Source organism: Caulobacter sp., from assembly GCF_965279145.1.
Classification (GTDB): Bacteria; Pseudomonadota; Alphaproteobacteria; order Caulobacterales; family Caulobacteraceae; genus Caulobacter.
On record NZ_OZ257139.1, the window covers coordinates 386,634 to 407,049 of the forward strand.

The 20,416-nt window shown below is 66.8% G+C and carries 19 protein-coding genes and 1 pseudogene; 15 read left to right on the forward strand and 5 right to left on the reverse strand.

The window, feature by feature from the left end; all coding sequences use genetic code 11:
- Window positions 1-7: 7 nt before the first annotated feature.
- The 4 genes from ACQY9P_RS01840 to ACQY9P_RS01855 all read right to left on the reverse strand — a co-directional run bounded on the left by ACQY9P_RS01840 (window position 8) and on the right by ACQY9P_RS01855 (window position 3,665).
- A complete protein-coding gene (locus ACQY9P_RS01840; protein WP_421736954.1) occupies window positions 8-934 on the reverse strand; it encodes an L-lactate dehydrogenase in 927 nt (308 codons plus the stop codon).
- A 7-nt stretch (window positions 935-941) separates the two neighbouring features.
- A complete protein-coding gene (locus ACQY9P_RS01845; protein WP_421736953.1) occupies window positions 942-1,310 on the reverse strand; it encodes a c-type cytochrome in 369 nt (122 codons plus the stop codon).
- A 185-nt stretch (window positions 1,311-1,495) separates the two neighbouring features.
- On the reverse strand, window positions 1,496-1,807 hold the full coding sequence (locus ACQY9P_RS01850) for a hypothetical protein (RefSeq protein WP_421736952.1): 312 nt from the start codon (window positions 1,805-1,807) through the stop codon (window positions 1,496-1,498).
- Between the two features lie 259 nt (window positions 1,808-2,066).
- Complete coding sequence (locus ACQY9P_RS01855; protein WP_421736951.1) at window positions 2,067-3,665, reverse strand: methyl-accepting chemotaxis protein; 1,599 nt, start codon at window positions 3,663-3,665, stop codon at window positions 2,067-2,069.
- A 377-nt stretch (window positions 3,666-4,042) separates the two neighbouring features.
- Between ACQY9P_RS01855 and ACQY9P_RS01860 the strand changes: the two genes are divergently transcribed.
- From ACQY9P_RS01860 to ACQY9P_RS01920, 13 genes are all read left to right on the forward strand, one after another.
- Window positions 4,043-5,572: a PAS domain S-box protein gene (locus ACQY9P_RS01860; protein WP_421736950.1), complete on the forward strand. Its 1,530-nt coding sequence runs from the start codon at window positions 4,043-4,045 to the stop codon at window positions 5,570-5,572.
- A complete protein-coding gene (gene fixJ / locus ACQY9P_RS01865; RefSeq protein WP_421736949.1) occupies window positions 5,565-6,170 on the forward strand; it encodes a response regulator FixJ in 606 nt (201 codons plus the stop codon). Before ACQY9P_RS01860 ends, fixJ begins: the two co-directional genes overlap by 8 nt.
- An 89-nt stretch (window positions 6,171-6,259) precedes the next feature.
- Entirely contained in the window at window positions 6,260-6,637 is a 378-nt protein-coding gene (locus ACQY9P_RS01870) for a response regulator transcription factor (RefSeq protein ID WP_421736948.1), read from the forward strand.
- Between the two features lie 372 nt (window positions 6,638-7,009).
- Window positions 7,010-10,438 (forward strand): response regulator, encoded by a 3,429-nt coding sequence (locus ACQY9P_RS01875; protein WP_421736947.1) that lies wholly within the window; start codon window positions 7,010-7,012, stop codon window positions 10,436-10,438.
- Window positions 10,435-11,271, forward strand: a complete 837-nt coding sequence (locus ACQY9P_RS01880; protein WP_421736946.1) for a CheR family methyltransferase — start codon at window positions 10,435-10,437, stop codon at window positions 11,269-11,271. The genes ACQY9P_RS01875 and ACQY9P_RS01880 overlap by 4 nt, the downstream gene beginning before the upstream one ends.
- Window positions 11,268-11,846, forward strand: coding sequence for a chemotaxis protein CheB (locus tag ACQY9P_RS01885; protein WP_421736945.1), 579 nt, complete (start codon window positions 11,268-11,270; stop codon window positions 11,844-11,846). The genes ACQY9P_RS01880 and ACQY9P_RS01885 overlap by 4 nt, the downstream gene beginning before the upstream one ends.
- Window positions 11,843-13,000 (forward strand): hybrid sensor histidine kinase/response regulator, encoded by a 1,158-nt coding sequence (locus ACQY9P_RS01890; RefSeq protein ID WP_421736944.1) that lies wholly within the window; start codon window positions 11,843-11,845, stop codon window positions 12,998-13,000. Before ACQY9P_RS01885 ends, ACQY9P_RS01890 begins: the two co-directional genes overlap by 4 nt.
- A gap of 148 nt (window positions 13,001-13,148) precedes the next feature.
- Window positions 13,149-13,547, forward strand: a complete 399-nt coding sequence (locus ACQY9P_RS01895; RefSeq protein ID WP_421736943.1) for a DUF2946 family protein — start codon at window positions 13,149-13,151, stop codon at window positions 13,545-13,547.
- A 61-nt stretch (window positions 13,548-13,608) separates the two neighbouring features.
- Entirely contained in the window at window positions 13,609-15,927 is a 2,319-nt protein-coding gene (locus ACQY9P_RS01900; RefSeq protein ID WP_421736942.1) for a TonB-dependent receptor, read from the forward strand.
- 12 nt (window positions 15,928-15,939) lie between these two features.
- Window positions 15,940-17,382 (forward strand): PepSY-associated TM helix domain-containing protein, encoded by a 1,443-nt coding sequence (locus tag ACQY9P_RS01905; RefSeq protein ID WP_421736941.1) that lies wholly within the window; start codon window positions 15,940-15,942, stop codon window positions 17,380-17,382.
- A 19-nt stretch (window positions 17,383-17,401) separates the two neighbouring features.
- Complete coding sequence (locus ACQY9P_RS01910; protein WP_421736940.1) at window positions 17,402-17,851, forward strand: copper chaperone PCu(A)C; 450 nt, start codon at window positions 17,402-17,404, stop codon at window positions 17,849-17,851.
- Complete coding sequence (locus ACQY9P_RS01915; protein ID WP_428151042.1) at window positions 17,851-17,976, forward strand: hypothetical protein; 126 nt, start codon at window positions 17,851-17,853, stop codon at window positions 17,974-17,976. The genes ACQY9P_RS01910 and ACQY9P_RS01915 overlap by 1 nt, the downstream gene beginning before the upstream one ends.
- Window positions 17,977-18,014: 38 nt before the next feature.
- Entirely contained in the window at window positions 18,015-18,428 is a 414-nt protein-coding gene (locus ACQY9P_RS01920) for an SCO family protein (RefSeq protein WP_428151622.1), read from the forward strand.
- A 361-nt stretch (window positions 18,429-18,789) separates the two neighbouring features.
- On the opposite strand, the pseudogene ACQY9P_RS01925 reads toward ACQY9P_RS01920, so the two are convergent.
- Window positions 18,790-18,930: pseudogene (locus ACQY9P_RS01925) on the reverse strand (hypothetical protein); the annotation flags it as partial.
- Window positions 18,931-19,467: 537 nt separating this feature from the next.
- On the opposite strand from ACQY9P_RS01925, the gene ACQY9P_RS01930 reads away from it, so the two are divergent.
- On the forward strand, window positions 19,468-20,082 hold the full coding sequence (locus tag ACQY9P_RS01930; protein ID WP_421736938.1) for a lytic transglycosylase domain-containing protein: 615 nt from the start codon (window positions 19,468-19,470) through the stop codon (window positions 20,080-20,082).
- Window positions 20,082-20,414, forward strand: coding sequence for a TrbC/VirB2 family protein (locus tag ACQY9P_RS01935; RefSeq protein ID WP_421736937.1), 333 nt, complete (start codon window positions 20,082-20,084; stop codon window positions 20,412-20,414). The genes ACQY9P_RS01930 and ACQY9P_RS01935 overlap by 1 nt, the downstream gene beginning before the upstream one ends.
- The last annotated feature ends 2 nt before the right edge of the window (window positions 20,415-20,416 follow it).

A 20,416-nucleotide genomic window follows, 5' to 3' on the forward strand; every position in this document is an offset into this window, starting at 1 on the left:
CATGGGATCACAGGGCGTCGAGGGCGTTTCGGAGCGTGGCGGCCGAGGCCTGCAAGGCGATGACTTCCTGCTCGGAAAGAGGCGGCGAAAGCACGTGCTCGACCCCGCCGGCGCCCAGCACGCAGGGCAGGCTCAGGCACAGGTCGCGGATGCCGTATTCCCCGGTCAGCAGAGTCGAGACCGGAAGCACCGCCCGCTCGCCCCGCTGGATGACCTCGCAGATCCGTACGATGGCGGTGGCGACGCCGAACGAGGTGTAGCCCTTGCCCTGGATAATGCGATAGGCGGCCGTGCGCACATCATGAGCGATCTGGGCGTGGTCCAGAGCCGCTCCGGCGGCGGGGAACTGATCCAGCGCCACCGCGCCGATCCGGGCGACCGAGAAGGCCGCCACTTCGCTGTCGCCGTGCTCGCCCAGCACCATGGCGTCGATCGCGCTGGACGCCACGTCCAGACGCCCGGCCAGGGCCTGCTTGAAGCGGCTGGAGTCCAGCAGCGTGCCCGAGCCGATGACGCGCGCGGGCGGAAAGCCCGAACGGCGCAGGGCCACCAGGGTCATCAGATCCACGGGATTGGCGGCGACCAGGATGATCCCCGCGAACCCGGCGCCCAGCAGCTGATCGACACAGCTGGTGACGATGGCGGCGCTGCGACTGGCGACCGAAAGACGATCCTCGGAGCCCCGCGTGGCCGCGCCGGCGGTGATCACGGCGATCCGCGCCAGGCCGGCGTCGGCATAGTCGCCCGCCCAGATCCTGGCCGGGCGCGCCAGGGCGTTGGCGTCGGAGAGATCGGCGGCCTCGGCCTGCGCCAGCGCCGTGTCACTGTCGACCAGAACGATCTCGCGAAACAACGCCCGCAGCATCAGGGCGTAGGCCGCCGTCGACCCCACATGACCGGCGCCGATGATGGCGATGCGCTCGTGCTCGATCATGGCGCGCTCAGTTTTTCTTCGCAGCGGGCTGGAGGCTTTCCAGATAGGCGATCAGGTCATTGACCTGCTGCGCCTCAAGAACGATCTCGGGCATCTTGGGGTGCCCCGTCGAGATCCCCTCGGCGAAGGCTTCCTGCAGATTGGCCACGGGATAGCGCTGACCCAGGGTCCGGAACGGCGGCGCGGGCGAGACCGGGCTGTCCCCGCTTGTCCCCACGGCATGGCAAGCCGAACAGCGCGCCTCGACCAGCGCCTTGCCGCGTTCGACGGGACTGGAGGCGAGCGCCACGGGCGGCGCGGCGGACGCCGGGCGGGGCGGGGCCACCGGCGCGCAGGCCGCGACCAGCAACAGGCTCAGGATCGATATCCGACGCACGAGAATCTCCAGGATCAGACACACCCGTTCGTACCGCGGGGCGACTTGGCGGGTCTTGACCCCGGTCAAGCCCAGGCTAGCACGTCTCTCAGGCGATCGGCGCGCCCGGCATGGGCCGCAAACGAAAATCGCCTCCGTTGAAGGCTCAACGGAGGCGATTGATCGTGAACGCTAAGCGGTGAGGCTTATGCGCCGCCCGGGAAGCGGAAGGGAACCTTCACCGAACCCGACTTGGCGCCCATCGGCAGCTTCTCGGCGATGCACATGGCGGCCTTGTCGAAGCCCTTACCGGCGGCCGAATTTTCAACGACCTTGCAGTCGCCCAGCTTGCCGGCGTCAGCGGTGCATTCCAGCATCACCTGAGCGGCGTCGCGGGTGTTGGCGTACTGCTGCAGGCAGCGGCCCATTTGGTCTTCAAAGCCGCCGGCGGCCGAAGCGGCTTGGGCGATGAAGAGGCTACCGGCAAAGCCAGCGACGACGGCGATCGAAAATTTCATGGCCCATTCCCTGTGGCGACCAACAACTGATGACGACGTTGTCGCACCCTCGCCCTAAGGAATGCCGAAAGGTTGAGGTTAATCATTTTCGAAAATCATGAATGTGCTTCCGGAACCTGCTGAAGCCGCCAACTCAAGGCTGCCTCGCGACGGGCAGGGCCCGCGCCGTTACTCAGGCTATAGTCGATCAGGTCGCCACACAGGCGATCGCCGACGATTTCGTCGCCGGCCGCCCTGGCCTATGCCTGACCACGGTCGTTCAGGCGGCTTTCTCGACGCGGGACGACGTCGCCGCCCCCTCAAGCCGGAAGAGCGCGACGCGGTCGGTGAGTTCGCCCGCCTCGCGCTTGAGCGCATGGGCCGCGGCCGTGGTCTGCTCGACCATGGCGGCGTTCTGCTGAACGACCCGATCCATCGCGCCCATGGTCGTGTTGACGTCATCCAGGCGCTGGGCCTGATCATTGGCCGACCGGGCGATCGCCGTGACCTGGGCGTCGATTTCGGAAACCCGCGCGACGATGCGCTCCAGGGCCTCGCGGGTGTGGCCCACGCGTTCCACGCCGGCCGACACCTGGCGGCCCGACAGTTCGATCAGCGTCTTGATTTCGCTGGCGGCCTGAGCCGAGCGCTGCGCCAGGGCCCGGACTTCCTGCGCCACCACCGCGAAGCCCCTGCCCGCCTCTCCGGCCCGGGCCGCCTCGACCCCGGCGTTGAGCGCCAGCAGGTTGGTCTGGAACGCGATCTCGTCGATGACCGAGACGATCTGGCCGATCTGGCCTGAAGAGCTCTCGATCAGGGTCATCGCCTCGACCGCCCCCATGACCACCGTGTCGGAATTCTTGGCTTCCTGTTGCGCGCCGGCCGCGGCGGCGTTGGCCTGGCGCGCCCCGCGAGCGGTTTCGGTCACGGCCGTGGTGATCTCGTCGAGGGCGGCGGCCGTCTCAACCAGGCTGGCGGCCTGGTGTTCGGTTCTTTGCGCCAGGTCGTCGGTGGCGCGGCTCATGTCGGCCACGCCGGCGTTCATGCTGGCGGCGTTGTTGTGGATTTCGCTGAGGGCGGCGCGCAGCCGGTCCAGCGCGTGGTTGAACGTGGCGCGCAGCCCCTCGTAGCGGGGCGCGAACACCACCTCGACGCGGCCCGTCAGATCACCGTCGGCGAGTCGCGAGATCGCGCGATCAAGGGCCTCCACCACCTCGGTCTGCTCGGCTTCGATGGCGGCCCGGAGCGTGGCCTTCTCGGCGTTGGACGCGTCGTGGGCCGCGCGTTCGAGCGTGGCTTGCGCATTGGCCGCGTCGGCGCGGCGCGCGGCGTCCTCGGCGCGGTCCGTGCGGGCGGAAACGGTGGCGAACAGCCGGGAGACCCCGGCGGTCAGCCAGATCAGCGACCAGGCCGTGGCCAGCGTCACGCCGATGCTGAACATCACCGCCAGGGGGCGGGCGTCGGCCGACAGATGGTGCGGGAACCAAAGCGCCGCGACCACGTCGAGGATGACCAGTTGGGCCGCGCCGGCGGCGACGATGCGCCAGTCGCCATAGGCCACCAGCAGCGCCAGCCCGGCCAGGAAGGCCATCCGCGCCTGGGCCTGCAGCGGATCGCCCTTGAAGGCGAGAACAAAGAGCGTGATCTGGCCCATCAGGGCGACGGCGGCGACAAGGCGTTGTCCCAGGCGTTCGGATCGCCAGCGATAGATCGCCAGCGCAACGACGGCGAGACCCAGCGCGACCAGGAACGATGTCAGGACAGGCCCATGCGCCACGGCGCACGCGCCCGGCACGAGAAGCACCATCGCGGCGATACAAGCGACGACCAGCTTTCCGCCGATGCGGCGCTGCTCCTCTATCGTCTCGAATTCAATCATGGGGGGCCCTTCCTGCCATCAGAGCCTTCCCAGCATTTGGTTAAATGCAGATTATGAACAGGCGGCCGAGACCAACTTGACGCATACGCAGATTTACCTATCGATCGAAGAATCTCGGGATATTTTCTCAAAATGAGAAGACTATAGGGCAGGCGCCGCCAATCCAGGCGCTGTCGTCCGCCGGGTGAAGAGACGACACACCCATCAGCCCGTCGCGGACCGAGCGATCAATCGCCGGGGTGATCATCGCGCCTTCCCCGCCCTGGAAGGCGCCGCGACGAGTCTTTGACATCGAAAGCGCGATATCGAGGGGGCTATGGCGACCAATCCGTGTCATCACCCTAAGACGTTTGCCGGAGGGCGGGGTCGACCGGAAGATGAACGATCTGCGGACGGTCTATCGTTCATTCCTGGCGCGGACGCGCTGGGCCCAGCCCCGACACCTGGCGCGCGCGCTGTTGCTGAGCGCGGGTCTGGTATCGGCCAGCGTCATGGCCAGGCTAGCCTGCGAGCCCGTTCTGGGCGAACGCGGCGTCTATCTGTTCTTCATGCCGGCCGTGATCGGCGCTTCGGTGTTTGGCGGCGCATCGACCGGCGCGATCAGCACGGCCCTGGCGGCCATGGCGTGCCTTGGCCTGGCCCTGCGCAAGCGCGCCCTCGATCAGGGAGACCTGCTTGGCGTGGCGCTTTTCTTCACCGTCAGCATCTTCGTGCTGATCGGCGGTGAGGCCTTCCACGCCGGTCGGCGTCGAGCCGAGCGGGCCAATGACGATCTGGCCGCGCGCGAGGCCCACCTGAAGTCCATTCTCGACACGGTTCCTGACGCCATGGTCGTGATCGACGATGCCGGCCGGATCCAGTCCTTCAGCCAGGCGGCCGAGCGTCTGTTTGGCTGGTCTTCCGCCGAGGTGGCGGGGCGCAATGTCAGCCTGTTGATGCCCAGCCCTCACCGGGACGCGCACGACGGCTATCTGGCCCGCTACTACACCACCGGAGAGCGTCGCATCATCGGCCAGGGCCGGATCGTCGTCGGCGAGCGCAAGGATGGATCGACGTTTCCGATGGAATTGTCGGTCGGCGAGATGCTGACGACGGCGGGCCGGTTCTTCACCGGCTTTGTCAGGGACCTGACCGAGCGACAGCAGACCGAGGCGCGCCTCCAGGAACTGCAGAACGAGCTGATCCATATCTCGCGGCTGACCGCCATGGGCGAGATGGCCTCGGCCCTGGCCCATGAGATCAATCAGCCCCTGACCGCGATCGCCAACTACCTGAAGGGCAGCAAGCGTCTGTTGTCGCAGGACGGAGCTCCCGAGATCGCGCGGGTCATCGACGCCATCGACAAGGCCGGCGATCAGGCGCTGAGGGCCGGCGACATCATCCGCAGACTGCGGGACTTCGTGGCGCGCGGGGAAACCGAACGCTCGGTCGAGAGTCTGCCCCGTCTGGTCGAGGAGGCCGGGGCCCTGGCCCTGGTCGGCGTCAAGGAGAACGGGGTGCGGGTCCGGTTCGAGTATGCGCCGGAGATCGATCTGGTTCTCGCCGATCGCGTCCAGATCCAGCAGGTGTTGCTCAACCTGATCCGCAACGCCATCGAGGCGATGGAAGCCTCGCCGCGCCGCGACCTCATGGTGACGGTCGCGGGCCTGGAAGAGGACGCCGTGGTCAGCGTCGCCGATACCGGACCCGGCATCGCACCGCACATGATCGAGCAACTGTTCTCGCCGTTCGTCACCACCAAGCGAGACGGTATGGGCGTTGGTCTGTCGATATCGCGCACGATCATCGAGGCCCACGGCGGCCGGCTATGGGCCGAGGAAACGTCGGGCGGCGGCGCGACGTTTCACTTCACGCTGAAACGCGCGGACACAGGGGACGAGGGCGATGGGGACGACAGCGATGACTGACGGTGTGGTCCACATCATCGACGACGACGAAGCGCTGCGCGACTCGCTGGCCTTCCTCCTCGACAGCGCCAGGATGCCTTGCGCCCTTTACCCTTCCGCGCGCGATTTTCTGGAGCGTCTGCCGGGCCTCGCCAACGGCTGCGTGCTGACCGACGTGCGCATGCCCGACATGAACGGCCTGGAACTGGTGCGCCGCCTGAACACGGTGGGGTATCGCGATCCGATCGTCGTGATGACCGGCCATGCCGACGTGCCGCTGGCCGTGGAGGCGATGAAGGAGGGCGTGCACGACTTCATCGAGAAGCCCTTTGACGACGAGCTGATGCTGAACGCGCTGGATTCGGCGCTGCGCCGCCGGGCGGCCGATCGCATCGAGGATGACCAGATCGCCGAGCTCGACCGCCGCCTCGACCTGCTGTCCGGACGCGAGCGTGAAGTGCTGGAAGGCCTGATCGCGGGCTCCGCCAACAAGGTCATCGCCTTTGACCTGGGCATCAGCCCGCGCACGGTCGAGATCTATCGCGCCCACGTGATGAGCAAGATGCAGGCCGCCAGCCTGTCCCAGCTGGTTCGCATGGTGATGACCGTTCGGCGCTGACCGCCCGCGTGCGGCGAGGGCGGGTTGTCTTCGATCAAGGCGCGACGGACGCGACGGGCGCACGGTCCGCACCTCACGAACGGTGCGCCATGTCAGTCCTCTCGCCTTCGCCCTCGACCATCGTCCTCGTCGAGGATGACGAGGCTGTGCGCTCGGCGTTGACCTTCACGCTGCAGCTCGAAGGCTGGACGGTGATCGGCCTGGCCAGTGGCGAGGCCCTGCTGGAGATGGCCCTCCCCGCCGGACCAACGTGCCTGGTCCTCGACCAACTGCTGGAGGGGATCAGCGGGCTGGACGCCCTGTCGGCCCTGCGCGAGCGCGCGGTCACGGCGCCGGCGATCCTGATCACTACCCATCCTCCCGCAGCGGTGCGGCGCCGCGCCCGGAGCCTGGGCGCGACCCTCATCGAAAAGCCGCTGCTGAGCGATCGACTGCTGGCGACGATTCGGCGCGATCTGGCCGCCTAGAGCTTCGCGCCGTCAGGGCCCCCTGCCTCCGAAGGCCATGGACGCGAGCGGAAAGCCGGCCCGCCGGCTCATCTCCGACGCCTCGCCGTCCGCGAAACTTTTCGTCGCTCCCCGTGGAACCTTTTTCTGCGCTCTCCGTTAGACGCTCCGCGCCATGGGGCGGGCGGTCGGGAGTAGCGCGTTGATTTCATGGCCTTTGGTGTCAGCGAACGTCGGGGAGAGGCTCCCCGCGTCGCCCGACGGCGCGCCTTCGGACGGGTGTGCGACGCCGCCAGACCTCGCATCCGGTCGTCCAGCGGTATCGCCCCCTGTCGATCCGGCCTCGCGCGCCCTGTGCGGCAAGACTCAAAAGCCTTCGATTTCGAGGCCCTCATGTCACTGACCCAACCGAATGGCGCGTCCTCCTCGCGGACGAACGTGGAGCTATGGACGGCGCTGGGGCTGGGGCTGGTGCTCGCCTTCTTCCTGATCAGCGGCGTCATCGCCTACCGCAACATCGAGGTTCTGCGGACCAACAGCGAGAAGATCTGGCACACCCACAAGGTCATCGTCGCGCTCGACGATCTTCTCTCCACCGCCCAGGACGCGGAGACCGGCCAGCGGGGCTATCTCCTGACCGGCAACGATCGCTACCTCGAACCCTACCAGAGCGCGGCCGCGGCCATGACCGCGCGCATCGACACCGTCGCGGCGCTCACCAGGGACAACGCCGCCCAACAGGCCAATCTCGTCCAGCTCAAACGCCATATCGGCGCCAAGCTGGCCGAGCTCAATGAAACGGTCGAGCTTCGGCGCGAAAACGGCCATCAGGCGGCGCTCGCAATCGTCGGCACCGACCGCGGCAAGGTCGAGATGGACGCGGTCCGCAACCAACTCTCGATCATGCGCCAGGAAGAAAATCGCCTGCGCCAGGGCCGTCTGGACGAGATGGACGCCGCCTACACCACGGCGCTGGTCAGCGGCGCGCTGGCCAGCCTGCTGGGCGCGGCGCTGACCGCGATCGTCTTCATTCTCATCCGTCGCGGCGTCGGCGCCCGCGCGCGCCAGCAATGGCTGCAATCTGGCCAGGTCGGCCTTGCCCAGGCGATGATCGGCGACAAGTCGGTCGAGGAACTGGGCGACAGCATACTGAGCTTCCTGGCGCAGTATCTCGGCTTCCAGGCCGGCGCGCTGTTCAAGGGCGAGAAAGGCCAGTTCTACCGCGCCGCAGCCCTGGGGATTCCGGGCGACGCCGATGTGCCCGTGCGCTTCAATGTCAAGGAAGGCCTGCTGGGCAAGGTCGCCGCCGAGGGACGGACGATGATCGTTCGCGACGTGCCGGACGGCTATCTGACCATCGGGTCGGCCTTGGGACGCGACAAGCCCAGGCACCTGGTCCTCGTGCCGGCCCACGCCGATGAAAACGTCAACGCCGTGATCGAACTGGGCTTCCTGCAGCCGGTGGATGACCGCATCGTCGAGCTTCTGGATCAGGCGGCGGCATCCATCGGCATCGCCCTGCGATCCGCGCGCTATCGCTCAGAGCTCCAGGCCGTCCTGGAGGAAACCCAGCGTCAGGCCGAAGAGCTGCAGGTCCAGAGCGAAGAGCTTCGCGTCTCCAACGAGGAGCTGGAGGAACAGGGTCGAGCCCTGAGGGAATCCCAGACGCGACTGGAGCAGCAGCAGGTCGAGCTGGAACAGACCAACAGCCAGCTGGAAGAACAGGCCCAGACGCTGGAAGCTCAACGCGACGAACTGGAACGCACCAGCGCCGCGGTGTCGCTGAAGGCGCGGGAACTGGCGCAGGCCAGCCAGTACAAGTCCGACTTCCTGGCCAACATGTCGCACGAACTGCGCACGCCGCTGAACTCGCTGCTGATCCTGTCAAAGCTGCTCAGCGACAATCCCGAAGGCAACCTGTCGAGCCAGCAGGTCAAGTTCGCCCAGACCATCGCCTCGTCGGGCAATGATCTGCTGGTTCTGATCAATGACATCCTCGACCTGTCTAAGATCGAGGCGGGTCATATCGAGATCCGACCCGAAAGCGTTCCGATTTCCCGCCTGACGGGCGACCTGCGCCAGATGTTCCAGCCTGTCGCCGACGAGCGCCAGCTGGACTTCGCGATCAGCGCGTCCAGCGACTGCCCGCCCCTGATCGAAACCGATCGCCAGCGTCTGGAACAGATCCTCAAGAACCTGCTGTCGAACGCCTTCAAGTTCACGGAGACCGGCGGCGTTCGCCTGGTCATCGCGCCCGCCGACGCCGACCGCCTGGCCTTCTCCGTGATCGACACCGGCATCGGGGTTTCGCGCGAGCAGCAACAGGCGATTTTCGAGGCGTTCCGCCAGGCCGACGGCGCCATCAGCCGCAGGTACGGCGGCACGGGCCTGGGTCTGTCGATTTCGCGGGAACTGGCGCGCCTGCTCGGCGGGGCGATCACCCTCGAAAGCCAGGCCGGGAAGGGCAGCACCTTCACCGTCACCATTCCGCTCGCCTACGACCCGGCCCGCGTCGGCGCGCACCACCAGCCCGCCAGCGTCGAAGCCGCCCCCTCGCCCGCTCCTCCGCGCCCCAAGCGGTCCAGACCCCTGGCCCGAACGGTCGATGACGATCGCGAACAGGTCGACGGGACGCGTCGGGTGCTGCTGGTGGTCGAGGACGACGACAAGTTCGCGAGCATCGTGCGCGACCTGGCTCGCGAGCTGGACTTTGATTGCCTGGTCGCCGGCACCGCCGAAGAGGCCCTGAAGCTGGCCCGTCAGTTCAAGCCCAACGCCGTGGTGCTGGACGTCGGCCTTCCCGATGAATCAGGCCTGATGGTGCTGGACCGTCTCAAGCGCGACGATGCGACCCGGCACATCCCGATCCACGTCGTCTCGGCCAGCGACCACAGCCAGACCGCCCTGTCGCTGGGCGCGATCGGCTACCTGGTCAAGCCGGTCAAGCGCGAGGCGTTGGCCGAAGTGCTCGAGGCGCTGCAGTCGAAACTGGCCAGCACGATGCGGCGGGTGCTGATCGTCGAGGACGATCCCGTCCAGCGCGACGCGGTCAGCCGATTGCTGTCGTCGGGCGAGGTCGAGACCGTCGGCGTCGGCACGGCGGCCGAGTGTCTGGAACAGCTCAGCCAGCAGACCTTCGACTGCATGGTGCTGGATCTGTCCCTGCCCGACGCCTCGGGGTTCTCGTTGCTGGAGACGCTCAGCCGCGACGGCGACCGCCCCTTCCCGCCGGTCATCGTCTATACCGGCCACGACCTGTCGGCCGACGACGAGCAGCGACTGCGCCGCTACTCGAGCTCCATCATCATCAAGGGCGCGAAGTCGCCCGAGCGCCTGCTCGACGAGGTCTCGCTGTTCCTGCACCAGGTGGTGTCCAAGCTGCCGCCCGAGCACCAGAAGATGATCCAGAAGGCGCGCCATCGCGACGCTGTCCTGGAGGGTCGCCGCGTCCTGATCGTCGAGGACGACATCCGCAACGTCTACTCCCTGACCAATGTCCTGGAACCCCGCGGCGCCCAGGTAGAGATCGCGCGCAACGGGCAGGAGGCCCTCGACGCCCTGGCCCGCTCGACCGAAGACCCCGCGAACGCGATCGACCTGGTGCTGATGGACGTGATGATGCCGGTCATGGACGGCCTGACGGCGACGCGGCGGATCCGTGACGACGCGCGGTGGACCAGGCTGCCGATCCTGATGCTGACCGCCAAGGCCATGCCCGACGACCAGGAACGCTGCATCGCCGCCGGCGCCAACGACTACATGGCCAAGCCCATCGACGTGGACAAGCTGCTGTCGCTTGTCCGGGTCTGGATGCCGCGATGAACGTGACCGCGCCGGACACGATCGTGGACCTGGAGATTCAGCTGCTGCTGGAAGCGCTGTTCCAGCGCTATCACTACGACTTCCGTCACTATGCGCGGGCCTCGATCAAGCGACGTCTTGTCCAGGCGCGCGACCAACTGGGCTTTGGCAGCATCTCGGCGATGCAGGAGCAGGTTCTGCACGATCCCGCCATCCTGCCCCGCCTGCTCGGCTACCTCACCGTGCAGGTGAGCGAGATGTTCCGCGACCCGTCCTATTTCCGGGCCCTGCGCGAGAAGGTCCTGCCCCACCTGCGGACCTATCCCTCGCTGAAGGTCTGGATCGCGGGCTGCAGCGAGGGCGAGGAGCTGTATTCGCTGGCCATCCTTTTCCGCGAAGAAGGCCTCTATGAGCGGACGCTGTTCTACGCCACCGACATCAATCCGGATGCGCTGAACGCGGCGGAGGCCGGCGTCTATCCCCTGGACCGGATCCGGAAATTCACCGAGAACCACCAGAAGTCGGGGGGGAAGTCGTCGCTGTCGGACTACTACACCGCCGACTACGGACGCGCGGTGTTTGACAAGACCTTACGCGAGCGTGTCGTGTTTTCGGACCACAGCCTGGTGACCGACGCCGTGTTCGCAGAGATGCACCTGATCTCGTGCCGCAACGTGATGATCTATTTCGATCGCGTGCTGCAGGATCGAGCGATTGGCCTGTTTCGCGAGTCCCTGGCCCGCAAGGCGTTCCTCGGCCTGGGCTCGAAGGAAAGCCTTCGCTTCTCCACCCACGCCGCCGCCTTCTCCGACTTCGTGCCAGACGAAAAGATCTATCAAAGGCGCGAGCCATGAACCGCGCGCCCGTCAGGGCGGTGGCGATCGGCGCCTCCGCCGGCGCCGTCCAGGCGCTGCAGGCCATTCTGCCGGCGATGGCCGCCGGCTACGGCCTTCCCGTGCTGGTCGTGGTGCACGTGCCGCCGGACCGCGCCAACATGCTGGTGCCGCTGTTCCAGGCCCGGTGCGCGATCACGGTCAAGGAAGCCGAGGACAAGGAGCCCGCCCTTCCCGGCGTGATCTATTTCGCCCCATCGGACTATCATCTGCTGGTCGAGCCCGATGAAAGCCTGGCCCTGTCTGTCGACGAGCCGGTGAACTATTCGCGGCCTTCCATCGACGTCCTGTTCGAGAGCGCCGCCGACACCTACGGGGCGGGACTGGTGGGCGTGGTGCTCACCGGCGCCAATCATGACGGCGCGGCGGGGCTTCGCGCGATCATCGACGCCGGCGGACTGGCGGTCGTGGAAGACCCCGGCGGCGCCTATGCCACCGCCATGCCCCTGGCGGCGATCAAGGCGTGCCCCTCGGCGAGGGTCATGACCCTGGACGCGATCGCGTCCTATCTGTCGAATCTGGGAGCCGCCCAATGAGCGCGGAAAAGCCAATCAACTTCCTCCTGGTCGACGATCTCGAAGAAAACCTGCTCGCGCTCGAGGCCCTGCTGCAGCGCGAGGGGCTGACCTGCCTCAAGGCCCGATCGGGCGAAGAGGCTCTCGAGCTTCTGTTGACGCATGAGGTGGCGCTGGCGCTGCTCGACGTCCAGATGCCGGGCATGGATGGCTTCGAACTGGCCGAGTTCATGCGCGGCAACGAGCGCGCGCGTCATATCCCGATCATTTTCGTGACCGCCGGCGCCGCCGACAAGCAGCGCCGTTTTCGCGGCTACGAGGCCGGAGCGGTCGACTTCATCCAGAAGCCGATCGAGGCCGACATCCTGCGCAGCAAGGCCAATGTGTTCTTCGACCTTCACAGACAGCGCCAGCAGATCGAACGCCAGCGCGACGAGCTGGAGACCGCGGCCCTGGCCCTGCGACGCGCCGACCGGCACAAGGACAACTTCCTGGCGGTGCTGGCCCATGAACTGCGCAATCCCGTCGCGGCCCTGAGCGGCGGCCTGCACCTGCTGGGCAAGGACATCACGCCCGAACGATCACAGGACATCCGTGGACGGATGGACCGGATGCTCACCCACCTGACGCATCTGGTCGACGATCTCCTCGACGTCTCGCGCGTCAGCCAGGGCAAGATCTCGCTGAAGAAGGAACGGATCGCCCTGAGCGAAATCCTTCAGTCGGCCATCGAGGCGAGCCAGCACTATCTCGACGCCGGCCGCCATCGGTTCGTCACCGAGATCCCCGACGATCCGATCTGGCTGGACGCCGATCACACCCGATTGGCCCAGGTTGTGACCAACCTTCTCAACAACGCCGCCAAATATACGCCCCCAGGCGGATTGGTGACCCTGTCGGCGAGCGTGAGCGGCGACATGGCGGAGATCAAGGTCCAGGACACGGGGGTCGGCATTCCCCCCGACATGCAGCCGCGCATCTTCGAGATCTTCGCCCAGGTCGAGGACCATCTGGCCAAGGCGCAGGGCGGCCTGGGCATCGGACTGGCGCTTGTCAAACAACTGGTCGCCCTCCACGAGGGCGCGATCGAGGTGCGGAGCGCCGGTCGGGACATGGGCAGCACCTTCATCGTCAGGATCCCGATCGCCATCGACCTGGCGACCAGCGGGCGCTGAGCAGCGTTCGCCCCCAAGCGCGCGCTCTCCTCGCCCGTTCCCCGGCCCCCGCATCGTCCGCCATCGCGGATGCGGGGCGATCTGGACAGGGCGCGCCGTTGGGCGTAGGCGAGCGGCCATGGGACGGTGGTGGTCACGATTGACTCGAATGCAGGGGCGCGTCGGCGCGCTGCTGGCCGTCTGCGCCATCGCCGTCAGGGTGCTGATCCCGGCGGGCTACATGATGGCCCCCACCCAGGGACAGGGCGGTTTGCCCGCCATCGTCATCTGTACGGCGCAGGGCGCCAAGACCGTCTCGGTCGACGCCAGCGGCGTCGTCCAGAACGGTGAAAGCGCGCCTAAGCCGGCTGACGGCAAGGCCAATCCCGACCATGGCTGCATATTCGCCGGCGCGGTGACGCCGCTGCCGGTTCCGAGCCTCGCGCTGGTCCCGGCCGAAGCCTTCGTCACGGTTTCAAGGGTCGATCTGCCGGTCGGACATCAGCGACCGGGCCTGGGTCTGGCCGCGCCGCCACCCTTCAAGACCGGACCGCCCACCATCGTCTGACGCCCATCGCCGCCGGCCGCCTCGCGCGCCGGCCCCTTGACGTTCGACGATTGGAATTTTCATGTCCTCCACGCTTTGTCGCGCCGCTTCGGCGCGCGCCCTGCTGGCCGCGCTCGCGATCAGCCCCGCCCTCCTGCCCGCTCTCGCCCTGGCCGATGACCGCGTCATCGGAGCGGTCGATCCCACCGAAAACACCGCCTCCGAAGTCGATCAGGTCCTGGTCGTGGGCCGCAGCGACAAGCCCATCACCGTCGTGCCGCGCGGCCTGGCCGTCTCGCTGGGCCAGACCGAGTTCGAGGCCATCAACGCGGTCAATGTCGAAGACCTGATGAAGTACGCGCCCGATTTCTTCGTGCGCAAACGCTTCGCCGGCGACGACAACGCCGTGGTCGCCCTGCGCGGCACCAACACCGTCCAGAGCGCCCGCACCATCGTGCTGGTCGACGGCTTCGTGGTCTCCAACTTCCTGGGCAACCGCTACGACTTCCCGCCCAAATGGAACGTTGTCGGCCCGGCCGAGGTGCGCCAGTTCGACATCGTGTATGGCCCCTATTCGGCCCGCTACGGCGGCAACTCGATGGGCGGGGTGATCTCGGTCACCACCCGCGAACCCGAGCCCGGCCGCGAGGTCTACGCCAACGCCCAGACCATGATCATGCCGTTCAAGGAGTACGGCTATGACCAGACCTTTAAGGGCTACAGCGCCGAGGGCGGCGTCTCCTACAAGCAGGACGACGGCCCCTGGAGCGTGCGCACCGGCTTCCGGCATTTCGAGAACACCGGCCAGTCGATGACCTACAACCTGTTGTCGGCCACGACCGGCACAGGCACGGCGGTGACCGCCGCCTATGACGACAAGCGCCTGGCGACCCCGGTGTTCGGCGGGGCCTCGCCGGTGCATGTGATCCAGGACCAGCTGCGTCTGCGGGTGGGCTACGCGGCCAGCAATGGCTGGGACATCCAGGCCCTGGGCTTTGCCTGGAAGACAAACCAGGACCTGACCAATCCGCGCAGCTGGCTGGTCGATGCGTCGGGCAAGCCGGTCTACCAGGGCAAGGTCAGCCATGGCGGCAGGACCTGGAACGCCACGGGCCTGACCTTCTCCGAAACCGACCGGATCGAGTATCTGGCCGGTCTGAAGCTGGCGGGGCCGCTGGCCGGCTGGAACGCCGCCTTCAACCTGTCGCGCTACTGGATCCCCGACCAGGACGCCCGCACGTCCAACGACTACGCGACCGGCGCGGCCAACGGGGCCGGGACCCAGACGCGCCAGACCAAGCCGGGCTGGTGGACGGGCGACGCAAGCTTCGATCGGGCCTTCGGCAAGCATGAGGTGGGCTTTGGCTTGAACGCCAACCTCTACGAGGCCGGAACCGACACCTACACGACCACCAACTGGCACACGGCCACCGCCCCGGTCTACTCGACCTCGACCTATGGCAAGACCAGCCTGTGGGGCGTGTGGGCCGAGGACGCCTATGATCTGGACGGCAATTTCGTCCTGACCGGCGGCCTGCGGTTCGACAGCTGGCGGGCCTTCGACGGCGGCATCGGCAAGCGGGTCAGCGGCGCGCGCGCCGACAGCGCCTATCCCGAACGCGAGGAAACCTCGGTCAGTCCGAAACTGTCGTTGCAGGGCCGCATCCCGGGCGACGTCGAACTGCAGGTCAGCCTGGGCACGGCCGAGCGCTTCCCCACCGTGGGCGAGCTCTATCAAGGCCGGTTCGACGACATCACCCGCGAGATCGACCCCACCAGCTATGACCCCAACCTGAAGGCCGAGAAGTCCAGGGACGCCAACCTCATCCTGCGGCGCACCTTCGGCAAGGTCCGCTCGACCACCAGCCTGTTCTACCAGGACATCGAGGACGCGATCTTCAGCTTCAGCGGTCTCAACCAGTATGGAACCGTCGTCTCGTCCTACAAGAACGTCGACAAGGTCCGGCAGTACGGCCTGGAGCTGATGCTGGAGGCCAGCGACGTCCTGATCCCTGGCCTGGACATCGACGCCAATGTCACCCGCATCGACGCCAAGACGATCAAGAACAGCGCCAACACCGCCGCCGAGGGCGTGAAGTTCCCGCGCATTCCCGACTGGCGGTCCAGCGGCAATGTCCGCTACCGGATCAGCGACAGCGTCAAGGCTTCGCTGGGCTGGCGCTACGCCTCGCGGCCCAACTCGGACCTGTTTGGCCTGTCCCGCGGCGACGCTTACGGCTTCCAGACCGAGTATTTCACGGTCGACGGCCGGGTGACGTGGAACGTAACCGAAAAGGCCCAACTGGGCGTCGGGATCGACAACCTGTTCAACGACCAGGCCTACGTTTCGCACCCGCTGCCGCAGCGGACCTTCGTCTTCGACATCAAGACCAAGTGGTAGGAGTCTGATCTCATGACCGCGTCCAGCCCGGCCCTGATCAAGGCCCGCCGAACGATCTTCGACTATCGCGCCATCTGGCGCTGGCACTTCTATGCCGGCCTGTTTTGCGCGCCGTTCGTCATCATCCTGGCGATCACCGGCTCGATCTATCTGTTCAAGCCCCAGGTCGAGGCCTGGCTGGATCGCCCCTATGACCACCTCACGCTGACGGGGAAACCCGTCAGCGCCCAGGCCCAGGTCGACGCCGCCCTCAAGGCCGTGCCCGGCTCACGTCTGCGCACCTATGAGGTCAGGCGCGAAGCCGATGACGCCGCCCGCGTGGTGGTGGGCAAGAAGGGCGAGAATATCCTCGTCTATGTTCACCCCGAAACCCTGCGGATCCTGAAGGTGATCAATCAGGACGACCGCCTGATGGACATCGACAAGACCATCCATGGCGAGTTGCTGATGGGCGACAACGGCTCGATCCTGGTCGAGCTGGCCGCCTGCTGGGCCATCGTCATGGTGGTGACCGGGCTTTATCTGTGGTGGCCGCGACAGGCCCGGGGGCTGGGCGGGGTGCTGTATCCCCGCCTGGGTCGGGGGTCGAAGCTGTTCTGGCGCGACCTCCACGCGATGACCGGCGTGTGGATTTCCGGACTGGCGCTGTTTCTGCTGCTGACCGGCCTGCCCTGGGCCAAGGTCTGGGGCGACAGCTTCAAGGAGGTGCGCAGGCTGACCGGCACGGCGGTCGCAAAGCAGGACTGGTCCAACGGCCGGGCGGGCGAGAAGGCCGAGCGCAAGGCTCTCGACGCCTCGGGCGGCGGCGAGCACGCCGGGCACATGATGGGCATGGATATGGCCGGCATGGATATGTCGAGCATGGACATGTCGGGGATGGCTATGGACCCCACGCCCCCGCTCGATCGCATGGTCGCCACGGTGCGGGCCCTGGATCTGCCGCCGCCGGTGCTGATCGCCCCGCCGTCAAGGAAGAAGGGCCGCAACGCCTCGCCCGACTGGACCGCGCGTTCGGACACGCCCAACCGGCCCCATCGCGTGACCCTGACGCTCGATCCCGACACCGCCCAGGTGATCCGCACCGAGGACTTCGCCAGCCGCCATCCGATCGACAGGGTGATCGGCTACGGCATCGCCGCCCATGAGGGGCAGTTGTTTGGCCTGGCCAACCAGCTTCTCGGCGTCCTGACCGCCCTCGGCCTGATCACCCTCAGCGTCAGCGGCCTGGTCATCTGGTGGCGTCGGCGGCCGGAAGGACAGCTGGGCGCGCCGCCCGCCTTGCCGGAAGGCCGCATCGCCGCGGGCGTCGGCGTTCTCATCGTGGTGTTCGGCGTTCTGCTGCCCGTGCTCGGGATCTCGATGATCGCCATCGCCCTGATCGAACGTCTGGCCCTGCGCCACATCCCCGGCGTCCGCCACTGGCTGGGCCTGCGCCAAGCCAACCCCGCAGCCTGATAGACCAAAGAGGTTTTCCATGAAGAACGCAGCTTTCATCACGGCCGCCGTCTGCCTGGTCGCCACCTCGGCGCTGGCCGCCGCTTCGACCCCGCGCATCGAGGCGGGCTGGGTGCGCGCCACGCCGCCCGGCGCGCCCGCCGGCGCGGCCTATCTGACCCTCACCAACCCCGGCAAGACGCCTGATCGCCTGCTCGGCGGCTCGGCGCCCGGCGTCAAGCGCGTCGAGGTTCACGAGATGTCCATGACGGGCGGCGTCATGCGCATGCGGCCGTTGACGGAGGGCCTGGCGATCCCCGCCGGCGGGACCGTCGTCCTGAAGCCGGGCGGCTATCACATCATGCTCATCGGGTTGGACAGCCCCCTGAAGGCCGGCGACACCCTGCGGCTGACCCTGCGGTTCGAGAAGGCCGGGCCCGTCGAGGCGGTGTTGCCGATCAAGACCCCGCCCGCCGCCGGGGCGCACTGATGCGGCGCAGGACCCTGGTGCTGGGCGGCCTGGCCGCCGCGCTCGGCGCGGCGACGGGCGGCGCGCTCTATGTCAGAAGCCGCCAGGGCAAGCCGCTGCTGAAAGTCGGCGGCCCCTTCGCCTGACGGATGTCGATGGCAAGGCCGTCACCGATCGCGACCTGCTGGGCAAGCCGACCCTGATCTATTTCGGCTTCACCTATTGCCCGGAAATATGCCCGACGACGCTGACCGATATCGGCCAGTGGCTGGAGAAGCTGGGCCCAAAGGCCGACCGCCTCAATGTGATCTTCATCACGGTCGATCCCGAGCGCGATACGGCCCCACAGCTCAAGCGCTATCTGTCGAACTTCGATCCGCGCATCCGGGGCCTGACCGGCTCCCCCGAGGCGGTCGCCGCCACGGCCAAGGCCTATCGCATCTACTACAGCAAGGTCCCGCTGGAGGGCGGCGAGTACACGCTCGACCATTCCACGGCTGTCTATCTGTTTGATCGGCGGGGCGAGTTCGTGGGTCCGATCGGCTATGGCAGTTCGCCCGATCAGGCCCTTGAGCGTTTGCGAGCGGTGCTCGGCTAGAGCATTTTCCGACGAAGTGGACGCCGGTTCGTCGTCAGAAAATGCGTTAAAACAAAAGACTAGAGCGTTTCACCGATCCAATTGGATCGGAAAATGCTCTAGACAGGCCTTGGCGCGGCGGCGGACCATCTGCCGCGCCCGCGGACCGGTGAGACAACAGCCTCCGGGGTTGGACACCTGACCCCGGGGGATTTTCCGACCGCCGAGCCCTGCCCTCTCGACGGGGAAACCCCTCGCGTAAGACCTTCAGACCGCCACGTCGTGTGATTTCGGTGGCGGCGTGGTGGCGCAGGTCATGGGCGGGCCGGGCGTCTGCAATGCCTGCCTTGTCGAGCGCCTTGCGCGATGCCCAAGCAAAGCCGCGGAGCCAGCGCACCTGCCCGCGCAGCCGCTCAACCTTCTCCTTCAGGCGCTCCGAGGGCGCCTCGACGGCTTCGCCCTCCTGGCGGTCGGCGGTGTCCAGGTCGCCCAGATAGCCGGCGATGTGCTCGGCCACGTAGTCGTCCAAACATTCGGAAAGCAGCGTCGGCTGCCGGCGGTCGCAACCCTCAACAAAGCGGCTCAAACCCACCGCCAGACTGCTACTCTGACGTCAGGATTCCAGCCGATTTGGGGGTGTTTTCACACAGCCTCGACTCGTAGGTGACCTTGGGAGCGTCCGCTCGTTGACGTGCCAGGCGCCTAGTCTCCGCGACATCCCCAGCGTGGCGCATTTCGGTCGGGTTGTCGCTGTAACGAGGAGAGGACGAACATCGTCGCGAGGTCCGCTCATGAGCGACAAGACGATTCTTACTAGATCTGGCAAACAGTCCGGATGTTGCATTTCGTGTGATCCAGATGAAAATGCGTTTTCCAGCGAATCTTGCAACGTCGAATTGTCGACACTAATTGAAGCTCCAGCATAAAAACTCAAATATTTCAGCAAATTCGCCAGAAAAATAAATTGCAGTGCGATAACCTGTCGCATTACGGTCCCACAATTTCGCTTGTAGTTTAAATTAACCATACAAGGTTGAGTGCGAGTACAAAGGGGGCGTCATTGTTACATAAGATCGCCCGCCAGGCGCTGCTGGCGGTATGCGCGGGCTGTTGCCTGGGTGTCGGCGAAGTCTCTGCGCAGGTGTTCGAGATCGGCGACGAAGGCCAGGTCACCCGCTTCGACGGCCCGGCAGTGTTCACCCGCCAAGGCGTCCAGACCCTGGCGCTGACGCCCGCCGCCGACGCCTCGGGCTCGGTGGGCGAGGTGCGAGGCCAAATCAGCCTGGCCGCCGCCGACTACGCCCTCGACCCCAAGCTCGTCGAAGCTGTCGCCTGGCGCGAGAGCGCCTTTCGCCACGGGGTCCGCTCCAGCAAGGGCGCGCTCGGGGTGATGCAGCTGATGCCGTCAACGGCCCGCGCCCTGGGCGTCGATCCCAGCGACATGGCCCAGAACGTCAGGGGTGGAGCCTTGTATCTGCGCCAGATGCTCAACCGGTTCGGCGGCAGCGTGCCGCTCGCCTTGGCCGCTTACAACGCTGGTCCCGGAGCAGTTTTGAAGCATGGCGGCGTGCCGCCTTATGCCGAAACCCAAGCCTATGTCACCTCGGTCCTGGGTCGCATGGCCGCCACCCGCACCGACCTTGCCGTCCTGCCTGCCCTCGGAGCCGTCAACTGATGCGCACTTTCCTCGATCGCCGCCTGGCGGCGCTGGCCGTCGCCTTGAGCGCAGCCGCCAGCCAGGCCCACGCCCAGGCCGTGCAGGCTGTGCAGGCCGACCCCCAGGGGTCGGGCGCGCTTCTGGCCGGCGTCCAGTGGTTGCAAGGTACGCTGCTGGGCAATGTCGCCACCGTGGTGGCGGTGATTGCCGTCGCCGCCGTCGGCTTCATGATGCTGACCGGTCGGATGAACTGGCGCTATGGCGCGACCGTCATCCTGGGCTGCTTCATCCTGTTTGGCGCCGCCACCATCGTCAGCGGCATCCGCTCGGCTTCCGGCGGCGCGATCTAGCC

Excerpts from the sequence above, each read along its gene's own strand:
- ACQY9P_RS01870 (WP_421736948.1), top strand. The coding sequence starts at position 6,260 with ATGTCAGTCCTCTCGCCTTCGCCCTCGACCATCGTCCTCGTCGAGGAT.
- ACQY9P_RS01910 (WP_421736940.1), top strand. The coding sequence starts at position 17,402 with ATGAAGAACGCAGCTTTCATCACGGCCGCCGTCTGCCTGGTCGCCACC.
- ACQY9P_RS01885 (WP_421736945.1), top strand. The coding sequence starts at position 11,268 with ATGAACCGCGCGCCCGTCAGGGCGGTGGCGATCGGCGCCTCCGCCGGC.
- ACQY9P_RS01915 (WP_428151042.1), top strand. The coding sequence starts at position 17,851 with ATGCGGCGCAGGACCCTGGTGCTGGGCGGCCTGGCCGCCGCGCTCGGC.
- ACQY9P_RS01850 (WP_421736952.1), bottom strand. The coding sequence starts at position 1,807 with ATGAAATTTTCGATCGCCGTCGTCGCTGGCTTTGCCGGTAGCCTCTTC.
- fixJ (WP_421736949.1), top strand. The coding sequence starts at position 5,565 with ATGACTGACGGTGTGGTCCACATCATCGACGACGACGAAGCGCTGCGC.
- ACQY9P_RS01860 (WP_421736950.1), top strand. The coding sequence starts at position 4,043 with ATGAACGATCTGCGGACGGTCTATCGTTCATTCCTGGCGCGGACGCGC.
- ACQY9P_RS01840 (WP_421736954.1), bottom strand. The coding sequence starts at position 934 with ATGATCGAGCACGAGCGCATCGCCATCATCGGCGCCGGTCATGTGGGG.
- ACQY9P_RS01895 (WP_421736943.1), top strand. The coding sequence starts at position 13,149 with ATGCAGGGGCGCGTCGGCGCGCTGCTGGCCGTCTGCGCCATCGCCGTC.
- ACQY9P_RS01905 (WP_421736941.1), top strand. The coding sequence starts at position 15,940 with ATGACCGCGTCCAGCCCGGCCCTGATCAAGGCCCGCCGAACGATCTTC.
- ACQY9P_RS01900 (WP_421736942.1), top strand. The coding sequence starts at position 13,609 with ATGTCCTCCACGCTTTGTCGCGCCGCTTCGGCGCGCGCCCTGCTGGCC.
- ACQY9P_RS01880 (WP_421736946.1), top strand. The coding sequence starts at position 10,435 with ATGAACGTGACCGCGCCGGACACGATCGTGGACCTGGAGATTCAGCTG.
- ACQY9P_RS01890 (WP_421736944.1), top strand. The coding sequence starts at position 11,843 with ATGAGCGCGGAAAAGCCAATCAACTTCCTCCTGGTCGACGATCTCGAA.
- ACQY9P_RS01935 (WP_421736937.1), top strand. The coding sequence starts at position 20,082 with ATGCGCACTTTCCTCGATCGCCGCCTGGCGGCGCTGGCCGTCGCCTTG.
- ACQY9P_RS01875 (WP_421736947.1), top strand. The coding sequence starts at position 7,010 with ATGTCACTGACCCAACCGAATGGCGCGTCCTCCTCGCGGACGAACGTG.
- ACQY9P_RS01855 (WP_421736951.1), bottom strand. The coding sequence starts at position 3,665 with ATGATTGAATTCGAGACGATAGAGGAGCAGCGCCGCATCGGCGGAAAG.